The sequence below is a fragment of the Roseovarius litorisediminis genome, from assembly GCF_900172295.1.
Classification (GTDB): Bacteria; Pseudomonadota; Alphaproteobacteria; order Rhodobacterales; family Rhodobacteraceae; genus Roseovarius; species Roseovarius litorisediminis.
The window spans coordinates 56,225-76,347 of record NZ_FWFL01000006.1; the positions used below are offsets into that span (position 1 = coordinate 56,225).

The window sequence follows — 20,123 nt, forward strand, 5'->3', positions numbered from 1 at the left end:
CCAGCCTAAACCGTAGATTCACAAAGCTCTCGGTGTAGCGATCACCGAGAGCTTGCGGTTCATGCTGATCCTGCCCTGGCCCGGGGCGGCGGGCCTCGCCAACGCAGGCATCCGCCACGCAGGCCCTAGGCCTCGATCCCACGCGCGCCCAGTTCCGTGCCCTCATCCACCCGGCGCAGGCGTTGTTGCCACATCTGGCCAAGATCCTGCATCTCGATGCGCAGCAGGTCACTGTGATCGGTCAGCCATCCGGGGATCGATCCAAAGTCGACGATCCGCGCTTTGCCCTCTTGAATCGTCACCACCGGCCAGTCCCCCACCAGCGCGTTATCAATCCCGAAGATTTCGGTGCCCCACCACTCGGCCGGGCCAAAGGCGTGGGTCACATGGCCCAGTTGTTTCATCGCCGCCATGACAGACATCGGATTTACCGTATCAGCCTTTTCGACCGCAGCATGCCAGATATCGAGGATGGCAGCATATTCCCATGAAACCGCGCTCCAGCTGTTGGGGTAGCGGTTGTTGTATTCTTCAAAAAACACATTGGGCTGGTTAAAGAAAAATGCCTTTTCGCGCAGGGCCGGGTCATCGAAATCGGGGAACTGGAACACCACCCCTTCCATGAAGTCCGCGCTGGTCTTGGCCACCAGCGACTCGTACTGGTCCAGCGTGCAGGAAATGATCTGGCCTTTGAAGCCCTGGGTGTAGGCATATTCGGTCATTGCATGCACCATTGGCGTATAGCTGGTGCACCAGCACAGGATATCGGGGTTCTGATCCAGCATCGGCTGCACAATCGCCGCCGCATCGCCGCCTTCGCCGGGATACTGCACCTCTTTGACGATATTTGTGCCCGCCGCCTTGAACGCGGCACGATAGGTGGCCAGGGACGGCAGGCCCATGCCATCAGTCTGGCTGCACAGGGCGACGGTTTTCAGGGTCGGCCTTGTGCGGGTCAGCCAATCAACGCCGGTCACAACATAAATCGGGTGCACTTCGCTGGGTGCGATAAGGTAGGGCGTGTCGGGACTGAGATCACTGGGCAAAAGAGTCGAGGTCAAGATCCGCCGCTCGCTCAGATAATCGGCGACGGGGGTAAAGGTATCGCCTCCCAGCATCATCATCAGCTTGACGTCATGATCCTGCACCAGTTGCATAGCGCCCTCGCGCGCTGCCTGAGCGTCATAGCCGCAGTCATAGGCATGGATTCTGATCGGATAGCGCCGCCCGCCAATCAGCAGACCACCGGCGTTATTCAGCCAGCGCTCCCATATCCGGCAGCCATGCAATCCGGGCAGCCCCCAGGATTCGACCTGGCCACTTAAAGGCGCCAGAAAGCCGATATTGACCGTGGACGCCATGCCAACTGACAGTCGCGGTAGCGCACCACTGATCGCCAGACGATGGGCAAAACTGGAAGATTCCATGTGTTATCAAGTTCCTGTTCAACTGGTTCCGGTCTAGTTGAGGGATGAATTTCAGTCCAGTCAAGGATTGCTGTTGACAAATTGGTTCACAATTTGGCTTATTATAACGAACCAAAAGAACCAAAGCTGAATATTGGTTCATACCAATCCAGGGAGACAACACACATGGCAAAGAAAAAAGTAGCGATCATTGGCGCGGGTCCGTCAGGCCTTGCCCAGTTGCGCGCGTTTCAATCCGCAGCCAAGAACGGCGAGGACATCCCCGAGATCGTCTGCTTTGAAAAGCAATCCGACTGGGGCGGCTTGTGGAACTACACCTGGCGCACCGGCGTCGATGCCTCGGGCGAACCCTGCCATGGCTCGATGTATCGCTATCTTTGGTCGAACGGCCCCAAAGAAGGCCTGGAATTTGCCGATTACACATTCGACGAACATTTCGGCAAGGAAATTGCCAGTTACCCGCCCCGCGCCGTACTGTTTGACTATATCAAGGGCCGCGTCGAAAAGGCTGGCGTGCGCGACTGGATCCGGTTCAACAACATCGTGCGCGACGTGCACTACAATGATGATACCGGTATGTTCACCGTCACCGCCCGCGACACGGTCAAAGATGCCGAAACTGTTGAGGACTATGACCACGTCATCGTTGCCTCGGGTCACTTCTCGACCCCGAATGTGCCCTATTACCCGGGGTTTGAATCCTTCAATGGCCGTGTCCTGCACGCCCATGACTTCCGAGATGCCCGCGAATTTGCTGGCAAGGATATCCTGATCCTCGGCACATCCTATTCCGCCGAGGATATCGGCAGCCAGTGCTGGAAATACGGGGCCAAATCCATCACCGTTGCGCATCGCACAGCCCCGATGGGTTATGACTGGCCCGACAACTGGCAAGAGGTGCCGGCACTGGTCAAGGTCGAAGGCAAAACTGCATATTTCAAGGACGGCACCAGCAAGGATGTCGATGCGATCATTCTGTGCACCGGCTATCGCCATCACTTCAACTTCCTGCCGGATGATCTGCGTCTGAAAACCGCCAACCGTCTGGCCGCGGCCGACCTTTACAAAGGCGTCGTGTGGACCAAAAATCCGAAGATGTTCTACCTTGGCATGCAGGACCAATGGTTCACTTTCAACATGTTCGACGCCCAGGCATGGTGGGTGCGTGATTGCATCATGGGCAAGATCGCCCTGCCCGATCAGGCCACGATGGAGGCCGATCCCAAACGCCGCGAGGCCGAGGAAGACGCGATCGAGGATGACTATGGCGCAATCCGCTATCAGGGGGCGTATGTGCAGGAGCTAATTGACGAAACCGACTATCCCAGCTTTGATGTCGAGGCCGCAAATCAGGCTTTCTTTGAGTGGAAAAAGCACAAAAAGAAAAACATCATGGAATTCCGCAACCACGGCTATACCTCGCCGATGACCGGCAAAAAGGCCCCGCCGCACCACACCCCGTGGAAAGACGCGCTGGACGACAGCCTGGAATCCTATCTGCAAACCTGAAACCGGGCCAAACGCCTGGCATAAAGTCGCTCCGGCCGCGCTTTATCTCCCCAGTGGCCGGGGCGGTGATCGGTTTGATCCCCAAACTGCCCCGGCCACTGTGCCGGGCTTTTTTTTAAAAAATATCCGGGCTGTGTTCAGCTTTGGTCTTCTTTGACCGATTGACGTATTCCGCCCGCGTCAGACCAGCCTGGCTGGAATACCGGCGGTGGCGATCAAGGCCGCAGAACAACCGCGCCAAAGCTTTCTGGGTCTCCATTATCGCCAAACCGTCGCCTACCGGCATTTGTTGGTGACAATATTTGGGGCGGAAACCGACACATAATGTCATCCACATGCATCAAAACACGGATTGCCGATGCTTCTATTTCAGGGAATAGGCCCCAATTTTAGATGTTTTAAGCCGGTTGTTCACCAGCGCTTCTGCAAAGGTGACCCCCGCTGCAACACCATCAATCACAGGCAGGCCGAATTCTTCGCTGAGCTGCGCCATAAGGTCGGCCATTCCGGCACATCCCAGAACAATGGCTTCTGCGTGGTCCTGAACGATTGCCTCACGGATTTCAGACCGTATCTTGAACAGTGTCGCCGGGTCACCCTCCTCCAGTTTAAGGACGGGAATGTCGGTTGCCCGCACGCGTACGCACTTTTGCGCAAGACCATAGCGCATCAGGTTGTTTTCAATACCTGGCACAGAACGGGACAACGTGGTGATAACGCTAAATTTCGTCGCGATCATGCTGGCGGCATGATAGGCGGCCTCGCCAATGCCCAGAACAGGAACCGAAACCGACGAGCGGACCGCGTCGAGGCCGGTATCGTCGAAACACGCGATGACGATCGCGTCAACATCGGGATGTCTTGCGACCTCGTCCAGCAGTCCCGGCACACATATGGCGACGTCCAGAAATCCCTGAATGCTGGCGGGCCCATTTTGTGAATTGGCCGCTACGATCTCTGTGTCCGGGCGGGCAACGGCGCGCGCTGCGACCGCGATTTTCTGGGTCATCGAGGCGGTGGTATTTGGGTTTATCACGAGGATTTTCATGTCAGATCAGACCTCTCCACCAAGATATGCAGCCTTGATCCGGTCATCGTGCAGCAATTCTTTCGATGGGCCTTCGATCATCACATTTCCCGTCGCCATGGCATAGGCACGATGCGAAATACTCAAAGCCATACGTGAGTTCTGCTCGACCAGAAGCACCGAAACACCTTCGTCCCGGTTGATCGCCACGATAGAGCGCGCAATGTCCTGCACCAGTTTGGGGGCAATACCCAGGCTGGGTTCATCCAGCAGCAAAAGTTTGGGCTTGGCCATGAGCGCACGGCCGATCACCATCATCTGCTGCTCGCCACCTGACAGGGTACCGGCAGCCTGACCATAGCGTTCTTTCAGGCGGGGAAAGCGCATCAGGATGCTGTCGAGCGTGTCTTGAATGTCGGCCTTGTCGCTGCGGGTGAACGCCCCCATCATCAGGTTGTCCTTGACCGACATGAAAGGAAACACGCGGCGGCCCTCGGGTACCATCGCGATGCCGCGTTTGACGATGTCCGAGGGGTCAGTGCCGTCAACACGTGCACCTTCGAACGTCACAGACCCTTTGGCGGGTTTTGCCAGCCCGGTGATGGCGCGCAGGATAGATGACTTGCCAGCCCCATTGGCCCCGATCAGCGCCACGGTTTCCCCCTGATTGACGCTTAGCGACACACCCTTCAGCGCATAAACGTGGTCGTAATACAATTCGACGTCTTTGAAATCCAACATGGCTGTCATGGTCTACATCCCAATCTCATCGTCAGCGCTGCCCAGATAGGCCTCGATGACTTTTTCATTGTTCTGGATTTCAGACGGTGTGCCTTCGGCGATCTTTTCGCCAAAGTTCAGCACCACGATCCGGTCCGAGATGTTCATGACCGCCGGCATGTCGTGTTCGACCAGCATGACGGTCACCCTGCGTTCATCGCGCACCGAGCGCACAAGATCTACCATGCGCATGGTTTCATCATGGTTCATGCCCGCAAACGGTTCGTCCAACAGTAAAACCTTGGGGTCCGTGGCAAGGCCGATTGCGATGCCGAGCGCGCGCAGGCTGCCTTGCGGAAGGTTGCTGGCTTGTTCATTGCTGATCGCGGACATGCCGAGAAACTCCAGCAGTTCGTCGGCATATTCGCCAAAGGCTGCAACATCTTCCTTTGCAGTTTTCGACCCCCAGAAATATCCGGCAAGCGATGCCTTGGCCCGCAGGTGCTGTGCCACCACAACGCTTTCGCGCACTGTCATGCTTTTGAAGATAGTGGTTTCCTGAAACGTCCTGACGACACCTTTGCGCGCGACAATGTGCGGCTTGAGGTTCGAGATGCGCTCGCCTTGATAAAGCACTTCGCCGGAAGTGGTTGGCGTGAATGACGAGATCATCTTGAACAGGGTGGATTTGCCAGCCCCGTTTGGCCCGATCACCGACAGGATTTCGTTTTCGGCCACGTCAAAGCTGATGTCGTTATTCGCGGTCAGGCCACCGTATTTCTTGGTGACATTCTTGACCTCAAGCAGCGGACTCATTTGTCACCTCCTTTGCCGATGCGCAAACTGAGCAGGCCATTGGGCAGGAAGCGGATAATCAGGATCAGGAGCGTTGAGTAGATCAGCATCTGGTATTTGCCGAATTCAAACAGAAGGTCCCAACCGAAATAAAGAACCAATGTGCCAAGCATGGGGCCAAACACATAGCCCAAACCGCCGAGGAAACAGTTCAACATAAAGTTAACGGAATCCACGACCTGAAAGCTGGAGGGGTAGACCGACTGCGCGATAGAGCCGAACATGGCCCCGCCAATGCCGCCAAAGAAGCTTGAGATGGCGAAAATCACGATGCGAATGTAGGCGATGTTGACCCCGATCGAGCTGGCCAGTTCCTCGTTTTGCTGCATTGACCGACATAGGTGGCCAAGGCGGGAATTTACCAGGCGATACAAGGCGGCATAGGTCACGATCATCAGGATGCACGCGGTATAGTAGAAGGCCAGCTTGGTGTTCTCCATCCCGGCAAAGTCAGGCAGGAGGGGAATGCCAAACACAGATACACCTGATGGCAGCGGAATGGACGAAATCCCCTTGGCCCCGTTCGTGATTGGCAGGGCAAGCGCTGTGAGTGTGACAACCTGCGTCAAAACCAGTGTGATCATCGCGAAATAGACGCCGCGTAAACGCAGGATCGGCATGCCGATCAGGATTGCCACCAGGGCGGCAAATATCCCGGCGGCAGGCAGCGATACCCAGAACGACCACCCGGCTTTGACGACCAGAATGGCCGAGACATAGGCCCCGATCAGGGCAAATGCGCCCTGGCCGATGTTGATCCGGCCGATGTAGAATGTCAGCCACACCCCCGCACTTGCGATCGCCAAAAGCGCCACCGATGTCAGTGTAAAATAGAAATCCCAGCGGCCGGTCGCGCCGATAACCAACGGCACGCCGACGAAGATGGCGAACAGGAAGACGCTGACGCCGACCAGTTGTCTTACGGAAAATCCCAGCATCAGATCAACCCCACGGCTTGCCCATCAGGCCCTGAGGCCGGATGGCGAGGAAAATCATCAGCGAGACAAAGATCAGCAGATAGGTGATATCGCCGTATTGCGACAGCACGGCAAGGCCGATGGCCTCCATGAAGCCAAGGATGATGCCGCCCCAGATCGCGCCGGAAATCACGCCGGCACCGCCGATCATCACCATCATGAAGGCCTTGATCGAGGTTGGCCCGCCCATGCCAAGGTTTACGCCCGTGATGGTGACCAGCAGCCCACCGACAAGCCCCGCCAGCATCGCGCCAAGGGCAAAGCCGATCATGGAATACCGGTCAACATTGACGCCCATCAACTGGGCCGCAGTCCGGTCCTGCGCAAGCGCGCGCAGGGCGCGGCCTGTTTTGGTGTACTGCATCAGCCCGATAAAGGCGACGATCGACAGGATTGCCAGAACACAGATCAGAATACGGTCGTATGGCATGATCAGGCGGAAATCGTAGTTGAACACGCCATTGACGATCTTCGGAACACCGCGCTGCTTTTCCCCGAAAACAAGCAGGATTACCGCATCCAGAAAGAACGCGATACCTGCGGCCAGCAACATCGTGCTTTCTTCGCGGGCCGAGCCTTTTATCACCGGTGCAAACAGGAATTTTTCGATCAGGGCGCCCAGGATGGCCAGCGTCACACACGACATAACCAGCGCAAGAACAAATGGTACGCCCCACTGGCCATAAAATGTATAGGTGACGAAACCGCCGATCACATACATCTGCCCATGGGCAAAGTTCAGGACATTCATCAGGGCAAAGATCAGGGTCAGACCAAGCGCGATCATCGCATATTGGGACCCCAGATAGACGCCATTGGCAAGTATCTGTTCCATGAGTGCTTTCTTTCAGGAAATGCCCCGGGCCAATATGGCCCAGGGAAGTTCTGCTTGGGACGAACCTGAAAACAGGCCGGAACGCTTAGTCGACTTCAGCGACGAACAGCGTCTCGAATGCACCGTCCTGATAGACATTGACCACAAGTGGCACAGCAACCTGACGCTTCTGTCCGAAGGATGACATGCCGACATAGCGCAGTTTCGCATCGCCGTTCATATACGGGTTTGGTGCTTCGAACGTGTCCATCGCCGCCTGAAATGCAGCCACATCGGTCATTGCCGCAGGATCGGCCTTGAGCGTTTCAAGGATGTATTCAAGCGCATAGACCTTGGTGTTGGACTCGTCGTTGTATTCGCCAAACATCTTTGTGTAACGCTCGACGAATTCGTTCATCATCGGCGAGGCAAGCTCGGGTGTGGATGCGCCGCCAACCGAGATAAACCCGTTCGCCAGATCGCCCGCACCTTCGGCCAGAACACCCGCATCCTGTGCGGTTTCCGTCGAAATCACGCCCTCAAAACCCAGTTCGCGCGCAGAGCGGATCAACTGTGGCGCATTCGCGGGCGACACACCCGACAGCACAAGCAGATCAGGGCGCGTACGCATGACCGGGGTCAACACAGGGGTAAAGTCGGTGGTGTCGACCTGATAGGTCACATTGGCAGACACAACATCCAGCCCCAAAGCCTTGGCGGCTGCAACACCGCCATCACGCTGGCTGAGCGGATCGGATTCGTTGGCCGCAATGAAAGCGACGGTTTTGACGCCCTCGTTCTCCATCAGGTATTTGTAGATTGCCGGGCCAGACTGATAATTGGCCACCATGCCCAAAACCGCGTTCGAGGCGGGCGCCTGATACAGCGACTTGGGGAAGGCGTAAGGGAAATACATGATCCCGTTCGCCTCAGCGACGGGGCGCACAGCCGCCGCGCCGTCATCGACGTTGGGGCCCACGACATAATGGATGCCTTCCTGGGCCATCTTCTCCATGCCCGCGATCGCGCGCTTGGGGTCTTTCTGGTCGTCAAATGACACGATCTCGATGTCATAGGTCGTGCCGCCGATGGTGTATCCTCCGGTCTCGTTGATCCAGGCCGCGCGGGTTTCCATCGAGCGCTGGTTCGAGATGCCCCACGCTGCTGCCGGGCCGCTGGTTACACCGACAAAGCCGATTTTCAGAACCGGGTTTTCCGCAAAAGCCGCCGTGGCCTGAAACGCGGTGAGGGCCGCCGCCGTCAGGGCAGCTTTCATAAGGGTTCTACGTTGCATTTCTAACTCCCGTTGAATTCGATTTCGACGCCTGGGGCGCCATTATTGGCCGGCAGTTAGATGGACGCACCATTCATGCCGCCCCTCGATTTCACGATTGTTAACAATTTATGTCAACACATTTCTATGAATTTAGTCGACAATATCTCGTGCTTGTCCCTACATTGGCTTGTTCCAAAGCAGCATCAATCACCATATGCTGCCAAATCAATCGGTCTCGAAAGGTCTCATTGTGAGCATTAAATCTCGGGCAAACAGCCAAGATGAAACGGATTTTTCAACTGAACCAGATGAGAACCTGATCGTTGAACGAATCTACAAGGCTGTCATGGAGCAACGCCTGGCACCCAACACCAAACTGAGCGAGGCGCGCCTTTGCGAAACTTTCGGTGTCGGCCGAATGCGTGTTCGGCGCGCGCTTTTGCTTCTTTCAAGTCAGGGAATCATCGAACTGCACTCAAATCGTGGTGCTTATGTCGCCTGCCCGGACAAGGCCGAAGCGAATGACGTATTTGCGGCCCGAATGCTAATCGAACCGCCGCTTGTCCGACAGCTGGCGGAAGGGCCGAATGAGGTTAGCCTGGCGCTGCTGACAGATCACATCGCGCTGGAAGATTCTGCCCGCGCCCGGAACGAGCGCACAGAGATCATTCGTCTGTCCGGCGAGTTTCACACCAAACTTGCCCAGGCGACCGGGAACAAGTTCGTCTCCCGCATGATGCGGGAACTTGTCACGCGCACCTCGCTGATCGTGGGCCTTTTCGGGTCCTCGGAGAACGCAAGCTGTCCTGATGACGAACACAGCAGGATACTTCAGGCGATCCAGTCGCGTGACCCAGAGCAGGCTGAAACGCTTCTGATAGCACACCTGAACCACATTCAGAGCGGTCTTAACATGGATGTTCGACAACAGCCTCAGGATGATTTGGCCACTATTCTGGGACAATCCCTGAGGTGACCCCCAGCCTTCCAGGCAACTGCCGGGTCAGTTTCTGCCGTCTGAATTCGAAGTCAACGGGTGACAGGATGCCGTTGTTCGTGTGCTTACGCATTTCGCCTTGAACCCGTGGCAGGGTTATGGCGAAACACTTTAGGCGCGGCGAGTACCAGACGCCTGCGGCTTTATTCCAGATGAGAGGCACAAGGTCGAACGTCGGACCTTCAGCTGCATAACAGACAATTGCGATCCCTTACCCCGGCGTCAGCGAGGTTCCGATCCGCGCTGCGCGCCTGCCCGGCTGCGACGCACCAAGTGACCGACAGAGGATAATTACCGGGATAAGGCCAAACGCCACCAGCACCAGTGACGGCACGGCGGCCTCGTTCAGGCGCTCATCGGCGGCCAGCCGGTGCGCCTGCACCGCCAGCGTCGAAAAATTGAACGGGTGCAGGATTAGCGTGGCGGGCAGTTCCTTCATCACATCGACAAAGACAATCAGCAGCGCAGTCAGCACGCTTGTTCGTGCCACCGGCAAATGCACCCGCCACAGCAGCTTTGGCCCGGGTTGTCCCAGTGACCGGCCAATCGCATCGAAATGCGCTGGCACCGTAGCCATGCCGCTGTCATAGGAATTCAGCGCCGCCGCCATGAAGCGGGCGACATAGGCCAGCACCATCAACCAGATCGATCCGGTGATCAGCAGCCCGGTGTTGATGCCAAACCGCGCCTCCATCACCGCATCAATGGCATTATCCAGCGCTGCCATCGGCACCATCAGTCCCACGGCGATCACGCCGCCCGGCACGGCATATCCCAGCCCTGCCCCGATCACGATCAGACGCGATCGCCGCCCCGGGTTGGTGCGCGCGCGAAAACCGATCAGGATCGCGCCAACCACCGTCAGCCCTGCCGCCACCCCGGCCAGCATGACCGAATTGCCCATCAGGCCCAGATAGCGATCTGACAGCAACGATTGCCCCGAACCGATCGCCATGTGCCCCAGCATGATTACCGGAATGACAAACCCCAGCAGTACCGGCAACAGACACAGGCATGCCGCCCCCCACCCCACCGGTCCGCGCAGGCGGGGCTTTTCCATCGACTCGAACCGTGCGCCACGCCCGGCGGTGCGGGCCTTGCCCCGTTGGGCGCGTTCCAGTCCCGCCAACAGCATGGCAAACGACAGCAGGCACAGCGACAGTTGCGCCGCGGCCGCCCGATCGCCAAGCGAAAACCAGGACTGATAGATGCCGGTGGCAAAGGTCTGGACGTTGAAAAATGCCACCGTGCCGAAATCGGCAATGGTCTCCATCACCGCCAGCAGTGCGCCACCGGCAATCGCCGGGCGCGCCATCGGCAGGGCCACCCGCCAGAACGCCTTGATCGGCGACCGGCCCAATGTCCGCGCCACCAGAAAGGCGTTTGCCGATTGCTGCCGGAAAGAGGCGCGCGCCAACAGGTAAACATACGGATAGAGCACAATCGTCAGCATCATCGCCGCGCCCCCCAGGCTGCGGATTTCCGGGAACCAGTAGTCGCGCGGTCCCCAGCCGGTCACGTCCCGCAGCAAGGTCTGCACCGGTCCAGGATGATCCAGCAGCGAGGTATAGGCATAGGCCAGCACATAGGCCGGAAAGGCCAGCGGCAAGGCCAGCGCCACCTCCAGCCATTTTGAGCCGGGAAACCGGTAGACCGTCACCAGCCACGCGGTGACACTGCCGATCACGGCAGTTGAGATCCCGACAATCACCACCAGCGTGAGCGTGGTAAGGGCATAGCGTGGCAGGACCGAGGACAGGATATCGCGCCATGTCTTCAGATCACCGGCAAAGGCTGCCAAGGCTGCGGCAACAATCGGCGCCACGCAAATCAGCGCGACAATCCAAGCCAGTCTGTGCAGCAGGCGTTCAGTCAACAAGAAATCCTCAAAAAAGCAGCCAATGTCCGAGTCTTTTGATCAGTATTATGTCGGCCTTCCGGGGTCAATCACCCGCGGCGACTTTGGGTAAACACGACCAGGCGAATCGCGAAAACGACAGGTCACCGCAACAAATGGAAACCTTTCGCACAACCCGTCGAAGGAATAGTTCAAGCTTTCAGTGAAAAAACGGGCATTATTTTCTTTCGTCACGCGCTCTTTACACTTCGGCAAAATCGCGACACCCTGCCGCACATGATCGGACCATCATGCGCCTGCCGCGTGAAAGTGTCCGGCTAATTCAGGGAGACTCCAATGAAAACACTTCGACAATTAGCAACCGCAACAGCCGTTGTACTGGGCATGGCCACGATGGCCCCGGCACAAACGCTCAACTTTGCCTATGACGCCGATCCGGTGTCACTTGACCCGCACGAGCAGCTGTCGGGCGGCACGCTGCAGCTTAGCCATATGGTGTTTGACCCGCTGGTGCGCTGGAACAAGGAACTTGGTTTTGACGGGCGTCTGGCATCAAGCTGGGAACGTGTCGATGACACCACCATGCGCTTTAGCCTGCGTGACGGTGTGACCTTCCATTCCGGCAACCCGATGACCGCTGCCGACGTGGTCTGGACCATCAATCGCCTGAAAGAATCGCCTGATTTCAAGGGCATTTTCGCCGGATGGGTAAGCGCCACCGCCCTGGACGACACGACGGTCGAAATCAAAACTGACGGCCCCAGCCCGCTGGTACTGCACACCGCCACGTATGTGTTCCCTATGGACAGCAAGTTCTACGAAGAAGGCGGTGCTGAAATCGTGAAACACGGTGACAGCTTTGCCTCGAAAACCGTGTCGGGCACTGGCCCTTTCACAATTTCCGAACGTGAACAAGGCGTTAAGGTCGTCTTTCAACGCAACGCCGATTACTGGGACACAAACAGCCCCGGCAACGTTCAAACCGCGATCCTGACCCCGATCAAAGAGGCGCCGACCCGTGTGGCGGCTCTTCTGGCAGGCGACGTTGACTTTATCGCGCCGGTTCCGCCCACCGATCTGGAGCGGATCGCCAACAATGACGGCACCGATCTGATCACCATGTCAGGCACGCGGATCATCACGCTGCAACTGAACCAGAAGCGCAACGAGGCGCTGGCCAACACGAAGGTGCGTCAGGCGATCGTGCATGCCATCAACAACGAAGGCATTGTTCAGAAGATCATGAAGGGTTTTGGCACCGCTGCGGCCCAAATGTCGCCAAAGGGCTATCTGGGTTACAACCCCAACCTCAAGCCGCGTTATGATCTGGCCAAGGCGCAAGCCCTGATGGAAGAAGCAGGTTATGCTGACGGCTTCAAGGCCACAATGATGTGCCCCAACAACCGCTACGTCAACGATTTCAAAATCTGCGAAGCAGCGGCGGCGATGCTGGCCAAGATCAAGATCGACATTGATCTGACCACCATGCCCAAGGCGCAATACTGGCCCAAGTTTGACGAACGCGCTGCTGACATCATGATGATCGGCTGGCATTCGGATACCGAGGACAGCGCCAACTTTTACGAATTCCTGGCAATGACCCCGAACGAGGAAACCGGCCGTGGTCAGTATAACTCGGGCAATTATTCAAACGCCGAAGTTGACAAGCTAACCGTTGACTCGCTGGTCGAAACCAAGGGCGACACCCGCGCCGAGATGCTGCAAAGGGTCGAACAGATCCTTTATGATGACGCCGCGTTTGTGCCGCTGCATTGGCAGGATCTGGCCTGGGCTGCACGCTCGGGTGTTGGCGCCGAGGCCGTGCTGAACGTGATGAACTTCCCCTATCTGGGCGATCTGGTTATCTCGGAATAACAAAATGTGGCGGGCCGGTTCATGACCGGCCCGCCTTTTTCGCACCTCGCATCCCGGACCTGATCCGGGACCTCTTCCACCAAACCAGAGGCCTCGGCTCGGGGCCCGGGCGCATAACGGGGACAACCGACGCCGATGCACATCATCGCCTTCCTTATCCGCCGCGCCGTTCAGGCCGTGATCGTGATGTTCGTGATCTCGATCATCGGATTTTCTATTCAGGACAATCTGGGCGACCCCCTGCGCGAGCTTGTGGGACAGTCTGTTTCCGAAGCCGAGCGTGACCTGATGCGCGAAGATATGGGCCTGAACGACCCTTTCTTTGCCCAGTATGCCCGTTTTCTGGGCAAGGCTGTACAGGGTGACCTGGGCACATCTTACTTTTTCAAGCGGCCCGCGCTGGCCGTGATCATGGATAAATTCCCCGCCACCTTCGAACTGGTGATCGGTGCAGTTGTCATTTTCCTGTCGCTGTCGATCCCGGCAGGCATCTATTGCGCCATCAACCGAACTTCGTGGCTTAGCCGGATCATCATGTCCGGCTCGATCCTTGGCATCTCCGTTCCGGTTTTTCTGACTGCCATTGGCATGGTCTGGCTGTTCGGTGTTGAACTGGGTTGGCTACCTGCCTTTGGACGCGGTGACGTGTACGAACTGCCTTGGGGCTGGGAAACAGGGTTTCTCACAATAGACGGCCTCAAACATCTGATCCTGCCGTCGATCACGCTCAGTTCAATCATGCTGCCGCTGTTCATCCGCCTGATCCGCGCCGAGATGATGGAGACGATGGGCACAGATTACGTCCGTTTCGCCCGCGCCAAGGGGCTGTCCACCGCGCGCGTCCGCTACGTACATGCATTTCGCAACACATTGCTGCCGGTGGTGACGGTCGGTGGTTTGATGATCGGCACGCTGATCGCCTACACCATCCTGACCGAAACAGTGTTCCAGTGGCCCGGTATGGGATTTCTGTTTCTTGAGGCGGTGAACCGCGTCGATACCCCGCTGATCATCGCCTATATCATCGTCGTCGGCCTGATCTTTGTGGTCGTCAACACCCTGGTCGATTTCATCTATACGCTGATTAATCCAATGGTAAAACTGCCGGGAGCCAAAGCATGATTACCTGGCGCGGCTTCCTCAAACGGTTCCTCAGCGATCCTGTCGCCATCGGCGCCGGGATCGTACTGCTGATCCTTATCCTGATGGCAGTGCTGGCCCCGGTCATCGCCCCACAAAACCCCTATGACCTGCTGCAGATTGACATCATGGACAGCGAAATGCCCCCCAGCTGGCAACCCGGCGGTGATCCGCGGTTCCTGTTGGGCACTGACAGTCAGGGGCGCGGTGTTCTGTCTACCATCATGTATGGCACCGGCATTTCACTGCTGATCGGCATCGGCGCGGTGATCGTGCAGGGTATTCTTGGCGTCACGCTTGGCCTGTGGGCCGGGTACAGGGGGGGCTGGGTTGACAGTTTTCTGATGCGACTTGCAGACATCCAGATGTCGCTCTCGACGCTGATGATCGCCATCATCGTGCTGGCGCTGTTTCAGGCCGCGTTCGAGGCCAGCGTTTATGCCGATTACGCGATCATCATGCTAATCCTGATCATCGGCATCGCCGAATGGCCCAAGTTTGCCCGCACCGTGCGATCCTCGGTTCTGGGTGAGAAAAACAAGGAATATGTCGATGCCGCCCGCGTCATTGGCCTTCCGGCGCGCAAGGTGATGTGGGGCCATATCCTGCCCAACGCGCTGACACCGGTGATGGTTATCTCAACCATTCAGGTAGCCGAGGCGATCATGACCGAGGCGGCGCTTTCGTTTCTTGGCCTCGGCATGCCGGTTGATCGGCCTTCTCTGGGGTCTCTGATCCGATCCGGCTTTGAATTCGTTTTTTCGGGCAGCTGGTGGATCACCCTCTACCCTGCCCTTGTCCTGATTGCTCTGATCCTTGCGCTAAACCTGCTGGGCGACTGGCTACGCGATGTGCTCAATCCGAAACTGCGCCGGGGGGATGACTGATGGCCATGCTCGAAGTATCCGACCTGCATGTCGCCTTTCCGCGCGGCAAACGCGGCTGGGTCGAGGCCCTGCGCGGCGTCGACCTGACACTGGAAAAGGGCGAACGCCTTGGCGTGGTAGGCGAATCCGGCGCCGGCAAGTCGATGCTTGCCTTTGCTATCCTCAACCTGATTGCCGATCCCGGCCGTGTGTCCAAAGGTACGATCCGGTTCGAGGGGGCCAACCTTCTGGAGATGTCCGAAAGCGAAATTCGCAGGATCCGGGGCAACCGTATTTCGATGATCTTTCAGGATCCGATGGTCACGCTCAATCCGGTGCTCAGCATCGGGACGCAGATGGTGGAAACCCTCAAGGCACACCGCAAGATCAGCACCGCCGAAGCCCGCAGACTGTCTATCGACAAGCTGAAAGAGGTGGCGATCCCCTCGGCCGAAACCCGGCTTGATGCCTACCCACACGAACTCAGCGGTGGCCTGCGCCAGCGCGTGGTCATCGCCATCGCCCTGCTGACCGACCCCGAGATCATCATCGCGGACGAACCGACAACAGCACTGGATGTCACCATTCAAGCCGAGATCATGGCACTGATCCTCAAGCTTTGCCGCGAAAAGGATGTCGCCCTGATCCTGATCACCCACGATCTGGGTGTCGTCGCCGAAGTCACTGAACGGCTGATGATCATGTACGCAGGCAAATGTGTTGAAACCGGCCCCACCCGGCAGATCATCGACGCCCCGCGCCACCCTTACGCCAGCGGCCTGCTCAAGGCGCTGCCGCAAAACGCCGAGCGCGGCTCGCGGCTTTATCAGATACCCGGCTCGATGCCGCCTATCACGGCCCTGCCCAACGGCTGCTCGTATCACCCGCGCTGCGAGTTTGCCAGCGAGCGGTGCCACGCAGCAGCCCCCGCTCTGGTGAACGGGGTCGCCTGCTACAATCCGCTCAAGGCCAAAGCCGAGGCCACATCATGACCCAGCCCATCATCGAAACCAAGGGCGTAGACATGCGCTTTGCCCTGCCCACCCACTTTCTCAGCCGCGAAAAGCCGATGCTGCATGCACTGACAAACGTCAATGTGTCGATCGAGGCCGGCGAAAGCTTTTGCGTGGTGGGCGAATCCGGTTGCGGCAAAACCACCCTTGGCCGCGCCATCATGGGGCTGAACACCCCCTCGGCGGGCGAGATTTATTTCAATGGCCAGCGTATTGACCAGATGGACGAGGACACCCGCAAGCCGATCCGCCGTGACATGCAGATGGTGTTTCAGAACCCCTACGCCTCGCTTAATCCGCGCCGCAACGTATTTGAAACCCTGGCTGAACCGATCCGCCACCTGATGCCCGAAAAATCCGAGCCCGATGTGCGCCAGCAGGTCGAGGACGTGCTTGAGGCCACCGGCTGTGATCAAAGCTGGCAACGCAAGCTGCCGCACGAGTTTTCAGGCGGCCAGCGTCAGCGCATCGCAATCGCCCGCGCGCTTGTCACCAACCCTGCCTTTATCGTTGCCGATGAACCGATCTCGGCTTTGGATGTGTCCATTCAGGCGCAGATCCTCAACCTGCTGACCGACCTGCAGGCGGATCGGGGGCTGACCTATCTTTTCATCACCCACGATCTATCGGTCGTCGAACATTTCGGCACCCGCGTGGCGGTGATGTATCTGGGTCAGGTGATGGAACTGGCGACGGCCGAAACCATCTTTGCCACCCCCAAACATCCCTATACGCAATTGTTGCTGGACGCGATTCCGAAACTGGCAGGTGGCTCTTTCGACAAGCCCCGTCAACCGGGTGAACTGCCCGATCCGGTCAACCTGCCCAAGGGCTGCCCCTTTGCACCGCGCTGCGCCAAGGTACAGAATCGCTGCCTTGCCGAGCGTCCCAAACTGCGCACCCTGCCAAACGGAACCCAGGCCGCCTGCCACTACGCCGAATAGGCCCACGCCTCGGCACAGCGGGTTCTTCTTGCTACCAATATCCTGGGAGAAGCCCCGGATATCATCCGGAACGGGGGCACCGCCCCCCTGAAAGCTTGGGAATACCTCGGACCGATGTTCGGTTCCTTAAAGTTTCCCCTCAGAAACCCTACAGACCTTACATTCGCATCGCCGAAAATCAAAAGCCGTCAAAAACCCCGGCTGACACCGATACTGCCCCGTGGCACCGCCGTTGCCTTGAGGATCGCAAAGCAATCTTTACCGGGCTTCAGATCCATTTCCGCCGCCGCCCGTGCGGTGATCCGTGCCAGCAAACGGTCTTTTCCGGCGCGCAGGCCAATGGCCACCCCCGGGCCGCCACCCTTGTGGATCGCTTCAACCTTAACCGGCAGAATATTGCGCGATGAAAGCCCGGCAGGTAATTGATTTGAAAGGATGATATCCTGTGCCAGCACCCTGATCCGAAGCCAGGCGCCAAGCTTGGCCGTCACCCCCGGCAACAGCAATTCGCCACCGCTGATTGCCAACCGGCATAGCCCGTCTGCCCCATGTTCAACGACTTGTGCCGGCAAGATTGCCCCGGCCTCGCGCACACCCACAAACGGCAGGGCGGCCGGGTCGCTTAAAACATCCTCGGCCGAGCCGGCGCAGACCACCTTTCCATCCTGCATAACCACCAGATCATCCGCCAGCCGCGCTACCTCGGCCAGCGAATGGCTGACATAGATGATCGGCATCCCGGCTTCATCCCGCAGCCGTTCCAGATAAGGGAATATTTCCTCTTTTCTGGGTTCATCCAGCGCGGCAAGTGGTTCATCCATCAGCAATAAATGCGGTTTAGACAGTAACGCGCGCGCCAATGCCACCCGTTGTTTTTCGCCACCGGACAGGGTGCCGGGGCGTCTTTCCAACAGGGATTGCAACCCCAGCATTTCGACCACCTGCCGCATTTCCTCCGGTCCCGGCGCAGGGTCGGCAAAGCGCATGCCAAATCGGATATTGCCCTCAACTGTCAGATGCGGAAATAACCGCCCATCCTGAAACACATAGCCGATCCGCCGTTCCTGCGGTGCCAGATTGACGCCGGAGGCAACGTCGAACAACGTCTTGCCCTTTAACGAAACACGCCCTGAATCGGGGGTAAATAACCCTGCTATAGCATTGATAGTACTTGTCTTTCCAGATCCGGACGGGCCAAACAGGGCCGTAACACCAAGACCAGCCTCAAACGCCAGATCCAGCGTCAGCGCGTCAAACCGATGCGTGATCTGCACCTGCAGGCTGCTCATCCCCGGCCAATCCTTTCAGCAACCTTGCGCGCCAGCCATTCCGATACCAGCACCGCCCCGAGTGCCACCACCAGCGACAACCCCACCAGACGCAGCGCGCTGGCTTCACCTCCGGGAACCTGAAGGAAAGCATAGATCGCCGATGGCAGGGTCTGGGTCTGCCCCGGGATATTGGCAACAAAGGTGATTGTGGCGCCGAATTCACCCATCGCCTTGGCAAAGCCCAGCACCGCCCCCGCCAGAATCCCCGGCGCGATAAGTGGCAACGTCACAAGGATAAATCCCGCGACCCGCCCCGCGCCCAAGGTGGCCGCCGCCTGCTCCAGCTTGGGGTCCACCGCCTCGATTGCCAGCCTGATGGCCCGCACCATCAGGGGAAATCCCATGATCGCAGCGGCCAGCGCCGCCCCCGTCCAGCGAAACGCCAGCACGATGCCCAGATCGGCCAGAAACCCACCCACAGCCCCGTTGCGCCCAAAGACGATCAGCAGCAGGTACCCGGTGACCACCGGCGGCAGGACCAGCGGCAGATGCACCAGCGCACTGAGCAGGGCCTTGCCACGAAACTCGCGCCGGGCCAGCAGCCACGCCACGGCCAGTGCGAGCGGCAGGCTGAGCAGGACCGCCCACACCGATACTTTCAACGACAAGGCCAGCGCCGCCCATTCTTCGGCGTGCAGGGTCATGACGGGGGCCTCAGAGGGATAAAGCCGTGATTGCGAAAAATCTCTGCGACAGGTTCGGATGTCATGAACCCGATAAATGCAGCTGCTGCCAGGGCATTCCCCTCCTTGACCGGGGCCACAGGATAAATGATCGGATCATGTTGATCCCCGGGGATTTCAAGAACCACCGCCACCCCCGGATCAGCCAGCGCATCCGAGGCATAGACCACCCCCAAAGGTGCCTCGCCCCGCGATACCAGCGCCAGCGCCGCGCGCACGTTTTCGGTCTCGGCCAGATGTCCGGCCAGATCCTCCCACAGCCCGGTGCGTTCAAGCCATTGGCGTCCATAAATCCCGGCCGGCACGCCATTTGTCTGTCCGATGGCCAGTCGTCCTTCGCCCAGCCGTGCCACCACGTCGGTGACAGGCGGCGCGCCGGAAGGGCCAATCAGAACCAGATTATTCCCAAGCAAATCCATTCGCTTGTCTGGCACAATTGTCTCTTTAGACTGCAGCCAATCCATCCAGGCGACATTGGCCAGCACAACCACGTCCGCAGGCGCCCCCGCGGCCACCTGCCGTGCCACAAGGCCCGAACCGCCATAAGATATCACCACCTGACCCGGATAGGTTTCGGCCACCTTGTCGAGCGCCTCTTTTAACGAGGCGGCGGCGAACACCCTCACTGACGCGTCTGCCAACCCCATAACAGGGCATAACATTAGCGCGCAAACTGTTGTGAAAAGGCGAAAAACAGATGGCATCGGCGCAAGTATTTCCCAAGCCCGGCGTCAGCGCAAGCGGCAGATTTACCCTGCAATTGCATGAATAGACTGGAAATAACATCCGAGTATTGATTATATTAGGCTGA

18 protein-coding genes are annotated in these 20,123 nt (G+C 58.2%); 7 read left to right on the top strand and 11 right to left on the bottom strand.

Annotated elements, in window-relative coordinates; all coding sequences use genetic code 11:
• Nucleotides 1-125: 125 nt before the first annotated feature.
• Nucleotides 126-1,427: an ABC transporter substrate-binding protein gene (locus PEL8287_RS12300; protein WP_085892719.1), complete on the bottom strand. Its 1,302-nt coding sequence runs from the start codon at nucleotides 1,425-1,427 to the stop codon at nucleotides 126-128.
• Nucleotides 1,428-1,592: 165 nt separating this feature from the next.
• On the opposite strand from PEL8287_RS12300, the gene PEL8287_RS12305 reads away from it, so the two are divergent.
• The gene (locus PEL8287_RS12305) at nucleotides 1,593-2,936 is read left to right on the top strand and encodes a trimethylamine monooxygenase (protein WP_085892721.1); all 1,344 of its coding nucleotides are present in this window, start codon (nucleotides 1,593-1,595) and stop codon (nucleotides 2,934-2,936) included.
• A 364-nt stretch (nucleotides 2,937-3,300) separates the two neighbouring features.
• On the opposite strand, the gene PEL8287_RS12315 is transcribed toward PEL8287_RS12305, so the two are convergent.
• The 6 genes from PEL8287_RS12315 to PEL8287_RS12340 form a co-directional block, all read right to left on the bottom strand.
• Entirely contained in the window at nucleotides 3,301-3,984 is a 684-nt protein-coding gene (locus tag PEL8287_RS12315; RefSeq protein ID WP_085892724.1) for an aspartate/glutamate racemase family protein, read from the bottom strand.
• A gap of 6 nt (nucleotides 3,985-3,990) precedes the next feature.
• Nucleotides 3,991-4,713: an ABC transporter ATP-binding protein gene (locus tag PEL8287_RS12320; protein WP_085892725.1), complete on the bottom strand. Its 723-nt coding sequence runs from the start codon at nucleotides 4,711-4,713 to the stop codon at nucleotides 3,991-3,993.
• 3 nt (nucleotides 4,714-4,716) lie between these two features.
• Nucleotides 4,717-5,499, bottom strand: a complete 783-nt coding sequence (locus PEL8287_RS12325) for an ABC transporter ATP-binding protein (protein WP_085892726.1) — start codon at nucleotides 5,497-5,499, stop codon at nucleotides 4,717-4,719.
• On the bottom strand, nucleotides 5,496-6,476 hold the full coding sequence (locus PEL8287_RS12330) for a branched-chain amino acid ABC transporter permease (protein WP_176228635.1): 981 nt from the start codon (nucleotides 6,474-6,476) through the stop codon (nucleotides 5,496-5,498). Before PEL8287_RS12330 ends, PEL8287_RS12325 begins: the two co-directional genes overlap by 4 nt.
• Nucleotides 6,477-6,480: 4 nt before the next feature.
• On the bottom strand, nucleotides 6,481-7,350 hold the full coding sequence (locus PEL8287_RS12335; protein WP_085892728.1) for a branched-chain amino acid ABC transporter permease: 870 nt from the start codon (nucleotides 7,348-7,350) through the stop codon (nucleotides 6,481-6,483).
• An 85-nt stretch (nucleotides 7,351-7,435) separates the two neighbouring features.
• The gene (locus tag PEL8287_RS12340) at nucleotides 7,436-8,623 is read right to left on the bottom strand and encodes an ABC transporter substrate-binding protein (RefSeq protein ID WP_085892729.1); all 1,188 of its coding nucleotides are present in this window, start codon (nucleotides 8,621-8,623) and stop codon (nucleotides 7,436-7,438) included.
• Nucleotides 8,624-8,855: 232 nt separating this feature from the next.
• On the opposite strand from PEL8287_RS12340, the gene PEL8287_RS12345 reads away from it, so the two are divergent.
• The gene (locus PEL8287_RS12345) at nucleotides 8,856-9,581 is read left to right on the top strand and encodes a GntR family transcriptional regulator (protein ID WP_235862295.1); all 726 of its coding nucleotides are present in this window, start codon (nucleotides 8,856-8,858) and stop codon (nucleotides 9,579-9,581) included.
• A gap of 232 nt (nucleotides 9,582-9,813) precedes the next feature.
• Here PEL8287_RS12345 and PEL8287_RS12350 read toward each other — a convergent pair whose 3' ends face one another.
• Entirely contained in the window at nucleotides 9,814-11,478 is a 1,665-nt protein-coding gene (locus tag PEL8287_RS12350; protein ID WP_085892936.1) for an ABC transporter permease, read from the bottom strand.
• A 318-nt stretch (nucleotides 11,479-11,796) separates the two neighbouring features.
• On the opposite strand from PEL8287_RS12350, the gene PEL8287_RS12355 reads away from it, so the two are divergent.
• The 5 genes from PEL8287_RS12355 (at nucleotide 11,797) to PEL8287_RS12375 (ending at nucleotide 17,298) form a co-directional block, all read left to right on the top strand.
• Nucleotides 11,797-13,335 (top strand): ABC transporter substrate-binding protein, encoded by a 1,539-nt coding sequence (locus PEL8287_RS12355; RefSeq protein WP_085892731.1) that lies wholly within the window; start codon nucleotides 11,797-11,799, stop codon nucleotides 13,333-13,335.
• A gap of 135 nt (nucleotides 13,336-13,470) precedes the next feature.
• Entirely contained in the window at nucleotides 13,471-14,457 is a 987-nt protein-coding gene (locus PEL8287_RS12360; RefSeq protein ID WP_085892732.1) for an ABC transporter permease, read from the top strand.
• Entirely contained in the window at nucleotides 14,454-15,362 is a 909-nt protein-coding gene (locus PEL8287_RS12365; RefSeq protein WP_085892733.1) for an ABC transporter permease, read from the top strand. The genes PEL8287_RS12360 and PEL8287_RS12365 overlap by 4 nt, the downstream gene beginning before the upstream one ends.
• Nucleotides 15,362-16,333, top strand: coding sequence for an ABC transporter ATP-binding protein (locus PEL8287_RS12370; RefSeq protein ID WP_085892734.1), 972 nt, complete (start codon nucleotides 15,362-15,364; stop codon nucleotides 16,331-16,333). Before PEL8287_RS12365 ends, PEL8287_RS12370 begins: the two co-directional genes overlap by 1 nt.
• Nucleotides 16,330-17,298, top strand: a complete 969-nt coding sequence (locus PEL8287_RS12375; RefSeq protein WP_085892735.1) for an ABC transporter ATP-binding protein — start codon at nucleotides 16,330-16,332, stop codon at nucleotides 17,296-17,298. The genes PEL8287_RS12370 and PEL8287_RS12375 overlap by 4 nt, the downstream gene beginning before the upstream one ends.
• A gap of 188 nt (nucleotides 17,299-17,486) precedes the next feature.
• Here the strand turns inward: PEL8287_RS12375 and modC are convergent, their stop codons facing one another.
• From modC to modA, 3 genes are read right to left on the bottom strand one after another with little or no spacing between them, the layout of a single operon-like run.
• Nucleotides 17,487-18,587: a molybdenum ABC transporter ATP-binding protein gene (gene modC, locus PEL8287_RS12380; RefSeq protein ID WP_085892737.1), complete on the bottom strand. Its 1,101-nt coding sequence runs from the start codon at nucleotides 18,585-18,587 to the stop codon at nucleotides 17,487-17,489.
• Nucleotides 18,584-19,273, bottom strand: a complete 690-nt coding sequence (gene modB, locus PEL8287_RS12385; RefSeq protein ID WP_085892738.1) for a molybdate ABC transporter permease subunit — start codon at nucleotides 19,271-19,273, stop codon at nucleotides 18,584-18,586. The genes modC and modB overlap by 4 nt, the downstream gene beginning before the upstream one ends.
• Nucleotides 19,270-19,938, bottom strand: a complete 669-nt coding sequence (gene modA / locus PEL8287_RS12390; protein WP_235862296.1) for a molybdate ABC transporter substrate-binding protein — start codon at nucleotides 19,936-19,938, stop codon at nucleotides 19,270-19,272. Before modA ends, modB begins: the two co-directional genes overlap by 4 nt.
• Between the last annotated feature and the right edge of the window lie 185 nt (nucleotides 19,939-20,123).

Coding starts and splice junctions, on each gene's coding strand:
- PEL8287_RS12300 (WP_085892719.1), bottom strand. CDS start 1,427: ATGGAATCTTCCAGTTTTGCCCATCGTCTGGCGATCAGTGGTGCGCTA.
- PEL8287_RS12305 (WP_085892721.1), top strand. CDS start 1,593: ATGGCAAAGAAAAAAGTAGCGATCATTGGCGCGGGTCCGTCAGGCCTT.
- PEL8287_RS12315 (WP_085892724.1), bottom strand. CDS start 3,984: ATGAAAATCCTCGTGATAAACCCAAATACCACCGCCTCGATGACCCAG.
- PEL8287_RS12320 (WP_085892725.1), bottom strand. CDS start 4,713: ATGACAGCCATGTTGGATTTCAAAGACGTCGAATTGTATTACGACCAC.
- PEL8287_RS12325 (WP_085892726.1), bottom strand. CDS start 5,499: ATGAGTCCGCTGCTTGAGGTCAAGAATGTCACCAAGAAATACGGTGGC.
- PEL8287_RS12330 (WP_176228635.1), bottom strand. CDS start 6,476: ATGCTGGGATTTTCCGTAAGACAACTGGTCGGCGTCAGCGTCTTCCTG.
- PEL8287_RS12335 (WP_085892728.1), bottom strand. CDS start 7,350: ATGGAACAGATACTTGCCAATGGCGTCTATCTGGGGTCCCAATATGCG.
- PEL8287_RS12340 (WP_085892729.1), bottom strand. CDS start 8,623: ATGCAACGTAGAACCCTTATGAAAGCTGCCCTGACGGCGGCGGCCCTC.
- PEL8287_RS12355 (WP_085892731.1), top strand. CDS start 11,797: ATGAAAACACTTCGACAATTAGCAACCGCAACAGCCGTTGTACTGGGC.
- PEL8287_RS12360 (WP_085892732.1), top strand. CDS start 13,471: ATGCACATCATCGCCTTCCTTATCCGCCGCGCCGTTCAGGCCGTGATC.
- PEL8287_RS12365 (WP_085892733.1), top strand. CDS start 14,454: ATGATTACCTGGCGCGGCTTCCTCAAACGGTTCCTCAGCGATCCTGTC.
- PEL8287_RS12370 (WP_085892734.1), top strand. CDS start 15,362: ATGGCCATGCTCGAAGTATCCGACCTGCATGTCGCCTTTCCGCGCGGC.
- PEL8287_RS12375 (WP_085892735.1), top strand. CDS start 16,330: ATGACCCAGCCCATCATCGAAACCAAGGGCGTAGACATGCGCTTTGCC.
- modC (WP_085892737.1), bottom strand. CDS start 18,587: ATGAGCAGCCTGCAGGTGCAGATCACGCATCGGTTTGACGCGCTGACG.
- modB (WP_085892738.1), bottom strand. CDS start 19,273: ATGACCCTGCACGCCGAAGAATGGGCGGCGCTGGCCTTGTCGTTGAAA.